Annotated in this window: 9 protein-coding genes and 1 tRNA gene; 4 read left to right on the plus strand and 6 right to left on the minus strand. The window is 65.1% G+C overall.

Annotated elements, in window-relative coordinates:
- Nucleotides 1-32: 32 nt before the first annotated feature.
- Both V5A53_RS00855 and V5A53_RS00860 read right to left on the minus strand, forming a co-directional pair.
- Nucleotides 33-449: an acyl-CoA thioesterase gene (locus tag V5A53_RS00855; RefSeq protein ID WP_332311665.1), complete on the minus strand. Its 417-nt coding sequence runs from the start codon at nucleotides 447-449 to the stop codon at nucleotides 33-35.
- 55 nt (nucleotides 450-504) lie between these two features.
- Nucleotides 505-1,560 carry a hypothetical protein gene (locus V5A53_RS00860; protein ID WP_442928576.1) on the minus strand — a complete coding sequence of 352 codons (1,056 nt, stop codon included), beginning with the start codon at nucleotides 1,558-1,560 and terminating at the stop codon, nucleotides 505-507.
- A 348-nt stretch (nucleotides 1,561-1,908) separates the two neighbouring features.
- Here V5A53_RS00860 and V5A53_RS00865 point away from each other — a divergent pair, with 348 nt between their 5' ends.
- On the plus strand, nucleotides 1,909-2,841 hold the full coding sequence (locus V5A53_RS00865; protein WP_332311666.1) for an NAD(P)/FAD-dependent oxidoreductase: 933 nt from the start codon (nucleotides 1,909-1,911) through the stop codon (nucleotides 2,839-2,841).
- A gap of 121 nt (nucleotides 2,842-2,962) precedes the next feature.
- Entirely contained in the window at nucleotides 2,963-3,940 is a 978-nt protein-coding gene (locus V5A53_RS00870) for a BtrH N-terminal domain-containing protein (RefSeq protein WP_332311667.1), read from the plus strand.
- 73 nt (nucleotides 3,941-4,013) lie between these two features.
- On the opposite strand, the gene V5A53_RS00875 is transcribed toward V5A53_RS00870, so the two are convergent.
- Nucleotides 4,014-4,147, minus strand: a tRNA-Met gene (locus tag V5A53_RS00875).
- A gap of 122 nt (nucleotides 4,148-4,269) precedes the next feature.
- Between V5A53_RS00875 and V5A53_RS00880 the strand changes: the two genes are divergently transcribed.
- Nucleotides 4,270-5,259: a DUF7115 domain-containing protein gene (locus tag V5A53_RS00880; protein WP_332311668.1), complete on the plus strand. Its 990-nt coding sequence runs from the start codon at nucleotides 4,270-4,272 to the stop codon at nucleotides 5,257-5,259.
- Nucleotides 5,260-5,274: 15 nt separating this feature from the next.
- Here V5A53_RS00880 and V5A53_RS00885 read toward each other — a convergent pair whose 3' ends face one another.
- On the minus strand, nucleotides 5,275-5,637 hold the full coding sequence (locus V5A53_RS00885) for a DUF5830 family protein (protein ID WP_332311669.1): 363 nt from the start codon (nucleotides 5,635-5,637) through the stop codon (nucleotides 5,275-5,277).
- A gap of 82 nt (nucleotides 5,638-5,719) precedes the next feature.
- Between V5A53_RS00885 and V5A53_RS00890 the strand changes: the two genes are divergently transcribed.
- Nucleotides 5,720-6,373, plus strand: a complete 654-nt coding sequence (locus V5A53_RS00890) for a TVP38/TMEM64 family protein (RefSeq protein ID WP_332311670.1) — start codon at nucleotides 5,720-5,722, stop codon at nucleotides 6,371-6,373.
- On the opposite strand, the gene V5A53_RS00895 is transcribed toward V5A53_RS00890, so the two are convergent.
- Complete coding sequence (locus tag V5A53_RS00895) at nucleotides 6,370-6,495, minus strand: HVO_2523 family zinc finger protein (protein WP_332311671.1); 126 nt, start codon at nucleotides 6,493-6,495, stop codon at nucleotides 6,370-6,372. The genes V5A53_RS00890 and V5A53_RS00895 overlap by 4 nt on opposite strands.
- A gap of 124 nt (nucleotides 6,496-6,619) precedes the next feature.
- Nucleotides 6,620-7,789, minus strand: a 1,170-nt coding sequence (locus V5A53_RS00900; RefSeq protein ID WP_442928657.1) for a TSCPD domain-containing protein, incomplete at its 5' end; no start/stop codon positions are given.

Raw genomic sequence — 7,789 nt, forward strand, 5'->3', positions numbered from 1 at the left:
GCGTGGGCCACCCGCTTGAGGCTACCGTCCGATCACAGTCCCGGTTCGAACTCGCGGAACCGCTCGCGCCATGCCTCGGGAACCGGCTGGGTGCTCTCTCCGTTTTCGTCCAGTACGACCTGCACCGTCGTTCCGGTCGCCGCCGGCTTCTCGTCGTCGCCCGCGTAGACGCGGTAGCCGAGGCTGAAACTCGACTCGCCGACCTCGGTGACACCGACCTCGACACGGACGTACTCGTCCGCGTGCACGACTGGCCGGCGGAAATCGAGGTCGATGTTGGCGAGCACCATCTCCCACTCGTCGAAGGTCATGTCGATTACCTCCTCGACGTACTCGATACGGGCCTGCTCGATGTAGGAACTGTAGACGGCGTTGTTGACGTGTGCGAGGGCGTCCATGTCGCGATACCGGACCGTCATCTCGACCTCGAACCGGAACTCCTGATCCATACCGGTGGCCCGTCCCTCTCCGCGAAGGGCGTTTCGCTTCGGACGGCCGCCGAACTCAGGGTTCCCACGCGATTCCTCGCCGCTTTTCGGGCGGCGAGAACGGACTCGACGGAAGCCCTGCCGGAGGCTCGGGATCGTTGTACCCGCCGGGGGCGACGTCGTTGGGTGCGTCTGGATAGAACAGCGACGCCAGCGCCTGGATGTGGGCACGCCCCACGTCGAGCTCGAACTGCCCGCCACCGTAGCACTGGATACCCCGGTCCCGAGCGTACTCGACGGTCGCCAGCACCGACCGCACCGACCCGAACCGGGAGGGCTTGATGTTGAGCCAGTTCGGCTCCCACGGCAGCGCCTCGACGCTCTCGACGCCCGTTATCGGATAGTCCCACGAGACTCGGTCGCCGGCGGCCTCGATTATCGGCCGCGTCTCCTCGGTGAGGTCGGGGTCCTCGATGACCGCCCCCTCGAAGGTGTCGACGAGCATCTCGTAGAACTCCGGGTCACCCGACTGATCGACGTCGGTCCCCTCGTACTGGCCCTTGAGGTCGAGAATCCTGACCGCGTCCGTCTCGGCGAGTCGGTCGACGAGGTCGGGCGTCCACTCGTCGGTCGGGTCGAGTTTGAATTCGAGGGCCGGATCGAGGCCCAGCAGCGCCTCGATTCGGTCGAAGGTCGGTGGCTCGCCGAGACGCGTGCTCACGACGAACCGGACTGGGTCGTAGGTCCGACCCAGCGCCTCTCCGAGGGTGGTATCGGCCTGCTTCAACGCGAGGTCGAGGGCAGCGCTCTCGAAGGCCCATCGTCGGTAGTTCCGAAACATCGACTGTTCGGGGTCGCCCTCCGGGAAGAGGTCCGATTCACCGACCGCCTCGGAGAACCCCTCGAAGGTGTATTCCCCGGCCAGCGGCGGCCGTTCGGCGTTCTCGTGAAACCGGTAGTGGGCGTCGCTCTCGTAGGTGACGTCCTCGTCGGCGCCCGTCTCGCCGTCGCCGTGGAGTTCGACGACGGTCGTCGTTCGGGTGAACCCGCTCGACGTCTCGCGTTCCCGAAGCGAGAGCTGATACTCGTCGACGACGACCGACAAACCCGAAATGGAATCGTACAGCGACACGAGGCGGCAATCGGACGCCGCGGACTTGGGCGTTCCGTCGGAGACAACGCTGTCGCTGGCCGATCGTGAGGTGTTTTGAATTCTAGCATTCTATGACCGACAGCGACGGCTGTGGACGACCTCCGTGAATCGGTTACGTCGAGACCGGTCATTCCCAACGACCGAGAACTGTGAGCGACAGTTAATGCCTCTCGAGCACGATTAAACACGACGAACCATGCCTGGGGACCACCTCGAACGACCCGTCTTGGACACTCGGCACCGCCCTGTCGGGAACGGTTCCAAGCGCCGGCACGCACTAAGGCCCGCCTCGGAATCCTCCGATAGCGGAACGGAGGCCTCGCAACGATGAAGGATGTCGTCATCGTCGGCGGTGGTCCGGCCGGTCTGAGTGCCGCCATCTACACCGCTCGTGCCAATCAAGAAACCCTCGTTTTGGATAAGGGGGCCGGAACCACCCGGAAGGTCGACTGGATGGAGAACTTCTACGGGTATCCCAACGGAATCAGCGGCGAGGAGATAGTCGCCCTCGGCGAGGAACACGCGAGCAAGTTCGGCGCCGAAATCCGGCGCGAAGAGGTCGTCCGCATCACGGACGAGGACGACGAAACGTACCTGATCGAGACGGTCGACGACACCTACGAAACCCGCGGCGTAATCCTCGCGATGGGGGCTTCCTACGAATCACCCGCGGTCGCCGATATCGACGAGTACGAAGGGCGAGGCGTCTCCTACTGTGTCGAATGTGACGGCTACTTTTATCGCGACGAGCCGGTCGCGGTCGTCGGCGGTGAAAACTACGCGGCGAAGGAGGCGCTGATGCTGCTTGATTATACCGACGACGTGCGTATCCTGACGAACGGAGGCCCCCTCGATGCTGACGAACGACTCACCGAGCGGCTGGAACGCAATGGGGTTCCGGTCGTTACCGAACCGGTCGATCGCGTCACCGGCGAGGACGCAGTCGATGGCGTCGTGTTGGAATCCGGCGATGTCATCGAGGTATCCGGAGTGTTCGTCGCCCTCGGTGCGGCCGGCGGAACGGATCTCGCGGAAGCCCTCGGCATTCCGACCGAAGGCCCGTACCTCCAGACGAACCCCGACCAGAGCACGACCCTCGACCGGGTGTACGCGGCTGGTGACGTCACAGGCGGAAACCGACAGGTCGCCGTTTCTATCGGTGAGGGAGCGGACGCAGCGATCAACCTGCTCGAGGAGTTCCGCGGAACCGAGTACGTCGACTACCGAAAAACGACCGACGCGGGCGAGGATAACCGCTGACCCGTTCGGTCGAACGACGTTCCCTTCCGGACCCGATCGGGACAGAGCGATAGCCGGATGAGTGATTCCCCCCATCGGGACAATCGGTATCGTTTTTCATGCCGTCGTATCACTGTTCGATATGTCCACCGAGTATCAGCACGCGTCCGGTGACCACTGTGGTTCCGCCTCCCTCCGTAACCTCGCGGACTACTACGAGTGGGGGTTCGACGAAGCATCCTGCTTCGGCCTCGGTGCAGGTATCGGATTCAGTTACAGCGAGGCCGGACCCGCCTCACGCATGATAATGGGCCGAAGCGCCCACCTCGAAACGGCGTTCTTCGAGAACCTCGGGATTCCCGTCGTTCAGAAGGACGATCAACCGAAGCAGACAGCTTGGGCGGCGCTGGAAAGCCACCTCGAGTCGGGGCCGGTTATGTGCTTCGTCGACCTGTTTTATCTCCCGTACTTCGGCAGCGACACCCATTTCGGCCCTCACACGGTCGTCGTCATCGATATCGAAGGGGACGCGGTGACCATCTCGGACAGCGAGTTCCCCGAGCCACAGACCGTCTCTCGGGCCACGTTCGACGACGCCTGGAGTTCCGACCACGGGTTCTGGCCGCTCGAACGCCGGTGGCTCGCCGTCGAGAACCCTGCGCCGACGGTCGCGACCGATACGGCGACACTGGCGGCGGTCGAACTGGCAGCGGGGACGATGCTAGACGGCGAGGGAGGTCTCGGGAGTGGCGGCGTGGCCGGGATTCGAGCGTTTGCCGACGACCTCCCGGCGTGGACGAGGTTCGATGACGTGCAGTGGACCGCACGGTTCGCCTATCAGAACATCGAGCGTCGGGGGACGGGAGGCGGTGCCTTCCGCCGACTCCACGCCGACTTCCTCGATACCCTCGGCACGGACGCTGGCCTCGACGCCGAGGTCAGCGAGCGCATGCGCCGAATCGCCGACGACTGGACGGTGCTTGGCGAGGTGCTGAGAGCCGTCAGTGAAACCGACGATGCGGCCGAACGCACCGACCGGCTCGCGGAGGCGAGCGACCTCGCATCCGACCTCGCCGACCGGGAGGAGGCACTGTTCGCGGAGCTCGCGTCCGTAGTGTAGGTTCCGCGAGCGAGTGGTAGTGAGCACCGGACTCGTCGCTCACTACGTTTCGCTCCTCGTTGAGAAATGCAAGTGCCCGGGGAGGGCTCCGAACCCTCGATCTCCGCATGTCCCAGGAACGAGGCGCAGGCAACGCCTCGGGACATCGCGGCTGCCGCCTCGTTAACCCTATGAGTGCGGCGCTATGTCCAGCTAAGCCACCCGGGCTCGTTTTTGGGTTGCCGGTTGGCACCCTTCAACCTTCCTATCTCCGTCGGTCGATTCGGTCCGCCAGCACACCCCACGACCCGACCCATCGTTTTATAGCCCGCAACGAACACACCGCAGGCATGGACGAACTTCCGGAACGCCTCGTCGAGGCCGTCGGCGATGCGACGGCCATCGAACTCATCGACATCGGCGGTGGCGACATCGTCGCCGTGACCCGAGCGGCGACGTACTGCTACCGCTCCGAAGGGCTGCTTTCCGACGAAACCGTCGACCGATTCGACCACGATATCGAACGGATGAGCACCGACGCCGGCCGTCGAAAGACGACGATTCGCTTCGAGACCATCGACGGCGAACGGAGCCTCACCGTCCCCGGACGTGTGGCCGACGAGGTCATCGAAGCCGTACTGAAAGGCGTTCTCCGAACGACGGGCGTCGTCGACGACGACGAGACCATCCAGTCGCTGTTCCGCTTCAGCGAACTAACGCTGGTCGTGACCGACCACCAGCTCCTGAAACACGTCGGCGGCGCCGTCTGGAACGACGACTACGAGGCCTTCGACTACGGGGAGTTGACCGACCTCGATTTCGAGGAAGGCAGCGTCGCCACACAGGTCATCATCGAGGTCGGTGGCCGCCGTCAGCGCGTGAAGGTGCCGAACGAACACGCCGGTCGCGTCCGGCAGGAGGTCCAAAGCGCCGTCTTCGAGTACCACGACGTCTCCTCGCTGGGCGGCCTCCGGGCGGAGGTCCGCGAAGAGGAAGAAGACGAGGACGGCGAGGAAAGCGAGGACACGAGCGACGAGGGAAGCGAGCCCATCGAGTCCGAGTCGGCCTCCATCGCCGATACGGGCTGGTCGCCGCCCGCCGATCAGGACGTGACCAGCGGCTCCGGGGGCGATTCGAGCACCGACGACAGCGCCAGCGAGTCGGGGACCGAAGCAGAGTCCGGACGCAGGGCCGATGACAGCGCGAGCGCAGCCGACATCGACGCGCTGGCCGAACAGGTCGAGGCGTTGACCCAGACCGTCGAACGGCAGAGCGAACTCATCGAGGCCCAACAGGAGACGATGGAGAAACTGGTCGACGAACTCCGCCGCGGTCGGTGAGCAGTCGCCGGTAGCCTATTCTCGCCCGGTCACTTTCCGGATGCACGACGAGCCGAAGGGACCGTGCTCGCCAGCCTCTAATTTCATGAAATAGCCGGTCGATATCGACGCGCCACAGCGCCGACACTCGAAGTCGCCTTCCCGGGAGACGACCTCGCTTTCGAAGCCGAGGAACTGTCCGCCGGCCGGCTTGACGGTGTCGCCCTCGCGGGTGATGTGGCCCCGCTTTTCGGCCTCTTCGAGGATGGCGCGTGTCGTCTCCGGGTGGGTCGTGATCGTCTCGATGCGGTCGATGACCTCCGCGAGCGATAGCTCCGCGTGTTCGAGGCGAGCGAGCAGTTGCACGCCGAGTTCGACCGGGTCCGCCGTCTCGTCCACACCGGATTCTCGATGCGAGTCAGTAAAAATGACCGGGTCACCCCACCACAAGAGGTTTGCCGTATGGGTGGCTTCCTCCGACGTGAACCGCGCGACCGTCCGACAACTGGTCGGCATCGGTGTCGTCGTCGCCATCGCCAGCGCCGCCGCGCTGTCGACCTCTCCGTCGGCACTTTTCGCCCACGCGGAGGCGCTGGCAGCCCGGCCAGCCCTTCTCGCGCTCGCGCTCGTCGGGCTGTATCTCGTCCGGCCGGTACTTGCGTGGCCGATAAGCGCCCTCTCGATTCTGCTCGGCTATCTCTTCGGCCCCGTCGCCATCCCGATCGCACTCGGTGGCGCCGTCGTAACGGCCCTGCCGGCCTACGCGCTCGCGCGTTATCTCGGCCACGACGCCGGGATGCTCGCCCGTGTCGGCGACGCCGGAAGCCTCGTCCGGAAGACCACCGGTGACCTCCGCGGCATCATCGCGGTCCGACTCGCGCCGCTCCCGACCGATCCCGTCTCCTACGCCGCCGGACTCGCCGGCGTCCCGCTGCGTCCCTACGTTCTCGGAACGGCCCTCGGCGAGTCACCGTGGGTCGTTACTGCGGTCCTGCTCGGGGCCTCTATGAACGAGTTGACGACCGCAGGAACCGCCGCCGATCCGCTGTTGCTCGTCACCGCCTTTGCCCTCGCGGCCCTGCTCGCGCTGTCCGGACCGGCCTATCGGCGCGTCGTCGGCAACGCTGGGGCCTAATAAAAGGTGTCAGCACAGTCGTAGACGACGCCGTGTTGCGGGCAGACGTACTTGCAATGCCGCTCGTACATCGGCCGCTCGCACATCGGACACGGCCGGCCGCCCGTCTCGCCGTCACTCATACACGGACGGTCGGAACGGGGGCGAATAAGCCTATCTCACTCGTAGTCGATACGCACGATTCGCAACGCGTCGAGACAACGCCACAGAAAAGCCGCCTCCGAGTCGATTAGATGCCGAGCAGCGTTAGCACTCGGACCAGCCGCAGGACTCGCAGGTCTTGCAGCCTTCCGAGTAGTACAGCGTCATGCTGCTACATTCGGGACACTCCGGGGATTCGCCGGAATCGATGAGCGACTGGGTGTCGCCGGTGTCGTCGTTCGGCGACGCCGAGGAACCGGAGGCGGAAACCGCGCCACCGTCGGTCTCGGGCGCCGCAGCGTCACGCTCGGCTTCCTCGCGCTCTTCGACCTGCTGGGCCGTCTGGTCGAGCGTGGCCTGGTCGGGGTAGGCCTTGTCGACCTCGCCGTCGAGGTAGCGGCGCATCGCGGTGCCGATGGCGTCCGGGATGGAGTTGATCTGTTCGCCCTTGTCCCACGCGACCTTCGGCGAACGGATGCCCTGCAGTTCGTCGGCGATCTCCTCGGGGTCGACACCCGAGCGGAGCGCCGTCGAGATGGTCTTCGCGAGCGCCTCGGTGAAGGAGGCGGTGAAGCCACCGGAGTTGCCGATGTTGGCGAAGAGTTCGAACGGCCGACCCGTCTCGGGATCCTCGTTGATGTTGACGTAGAGCTTCCCGTAGCCGGTGTCGATACGCTGGGTGACGCCGTGGAGGACGTCGGGCCGCGGACGCTTCTTGCCGAGGTCGACCTCCATGTCCAGCAGGCTCGCGACGTCCGTTTCGAGGGCATCGGCGACCTCCTCGCTGTCGAGGAAGCCCTCGATGTCGCCGAAGATCTCCTGGATGTTCTCGACGATGGCCTCGGCCGCCTCGGCCTCGCCCATGTCGGAGAACTCGGCGTTCTTGGCGCGCGTGGTCAGCACCTGCTTCGAGCGGGTGCCATCACGGTAGTATGTGACGCCCTTGCCGCCGTGTTCGTAGATGTACTCGAAGACTTCCTTGGCGTCCTCGACGGTGGAGTCGTTTGGCGCGTTGACCGTCTTCGAGATGGCGGAGTCGACGCCCTCCTGACAGGCGACCTGCACGCCGGCGTGCTGCTTCGCCGAGAGGCTCCCGGTGACGACGAAGAGTTCGCCGATGGCGTCCGGGACGGTCTCGAGGCCGTCGATGCCGTCGAACTCGTTGTTGGCCATCTGCTCCTGTGCTTCCTTCTTGACGGCCTCGACGTCGAGGCCGTTCTCCTCCAGCACGCGGAGGAAGTAGTCGTCGAACTCGACGAGCATCTCGTCGCCCTG

This window comes from Natronomonas sp., assembly GCF_036625485.1.
In the GTDB taxonomy this organism is placed as follows: Archaea; Halobacteriota; Halobacteria; order Halobacteriales; family Haloarculaceae; genus Natronomonas.

Excerpts from the sequence above, each read along its gene's own strand:
- V5A53_RS00855 (WP_332311665.1), bottom strand. The coding sequence starts at position 449 with ATGGATCAGGAGTTCCGGTTCGAGGTCGAGATGACGGTCCGGTATCGC.
- V5A53_RS00865 (WP_332311666.1), top strand. The coding sequence starts at position 1,909 with ATGAAGGATGTCGTCATCGTCGGCGGTGGTCCGGCCGGTCTGAGTGCC.
- V5A53_RS00870 (WP_332311667.1), top strand. The coding sequence starts at position 2,963 with ATGTCCACCGAGTATCAGCACGCGTCCGGTGACCACTGTGGTTCCGCC.
- V5A53_RS00880 (WP_332311668.1), top strand. The coding sequence starts at position 4,270 with ATGGACGAACTTCCGGAACGCCTCGTCGAGGCCGTCGGCGATGCGACG.
- V5A53_RS00895 (WP_332311671.1), bottom strand. The coding sequence starts at position 6,495 with ATGAGTGACGGCGAGACGGGCGGCCGGCCGTGTCCGATGTGCGAGCGG.